Annotated in this window: 1 protein-coding gene; it reads left to right on the top strand. The window is 72.5% G+C overall.

Going from position 1 to position 1,304, the window contains the following annotated elements; genetic code table 11:
• Positions 1 to 1,168 (top strand): glycosyltransferase (locus tag NJ4_RS11475; protein ID WP_157551085.1); only part of this gene is annotated, 1,168 nt, incomplete at its 5' end.
• Positions 1,169 to 1,304: the final 136 nt, after the last annotated feature.

Genomic DNA, 1,304 nt, shown 5'->3' with positions numbered 1-1,304 from the left:
CCTCGTCGTGGACGGACCGGTCGACCCCCGGGTCGCCGGCGCCGTGGCGGCCGACGTGGTCAAGGCGGTCCGGCCGCTCGACGGCGTCTCGGTGCACCTGCGCGACCCGGACGCCCCGGTGAGCAAGGTCCTACGTGGTCGAGCCCAGCACCCGGTGCCACTCGACGAGGCCGCCGTGCTGGTCGACGCACCGCGTCACCACGTCGAGGACACCACGACGCTCCTCGAGGCCGGCGCACTCCGCACCCCGGTGGTGACGCTCGACCGGCTGCCCGTGCCCACCGACCTCGAGCCGTACGTCGTCCGCGCCCGCGACGCCCGCGCCCTGCGCAGCGAGATCATCGCCCGACTCGAGCAGACCGAGCTCCGTGACCGCGAAGGTCTGGCGCTGCACCGTGCCGTGCACGCCGGGCACCGCCTCGACCACCGCGTCGACCTGCTGTTGGACGGCATCGCGCCACCGCGGCCGACCGACCGTTCCGTCTCCGCGATCGTGCCCACCAACCGGCCCCACGAGATCGACAACGTGCTGGCCAACGTCGGTCGCCAGTGCCACGACGACGTCGAGCTCGTGCTCGTCCTCCACGGCATCGACCTCGACCGGGCCGACCTCGCGGCCCGTGCGGAGGCGGCCGGCGTACCGCACCTGACCGTGGTGGACGTGCCGCGCACCGCCACGCTCGGCACCTGCATGAACCTCGGACTCGAAGCCTGCGGTGGGGCGTTCGTGGCGAAGATGGACGACGACAACCACTACGGCACGCACTACCTCACCGACCTGCTCGACGCCGGGATCAGCAGCGGCGCAGGCATCGTCGGCAAGTGGGCGCACTACGTGTGGCTGCGCTCCAGCGGCGCGGTCGTGCTGCGCTACCCGGAGACCGAGCACAGCTACGTGCGCCGGATCCAGGGCGGCTCGATGCTCTTCGACGGCGACGTGGTGCGCGGCCTGCGTTTCTCCGACATCCCGCGCGCGGTCGACAGCGACATCCTCGACCGGGCGATCGTCGACGGCGTGAAGATCTGGTCCGCAGACCGGTTCAACTTCGTCTCCGTGCGCGGCCTCGACCGGCACGCGCACACCTGGACCGTCGACGACGCGTCCTTCATGACCGCCCACGGGCGGCTCGAGTTCTATGGCGATCCCCGCCAGCACGTGGAGGTCTGACATGTCCGTGAGCCCGTTGACCCAGGTGAGGGTTCGCGCCAGGCGCGCCCTCCGCACGCGTGGTGCGACTGCCCTCGGCAGGTTGCCGGTCGCCCCGGGCCGGGCCGGCCAGCTCGTGGGCCGGGCCCGCGTCGCC

Source organism: Nocardioides jensenii JCM 1364 = NBRC 14755 (assembly GCF_001552535.1).
Lineage (GTDB): Bacteria > Actinomycetota > Actinomycetes > Propionibacteriales > Nocardioidaceae > Nocardioides > Nocardioides jensenii.
The sequence above is the reverse complement of the archived record's forward strand: the minus strand, read 5'-3'. Positions and strand labels throughout refer to the sequence as shown.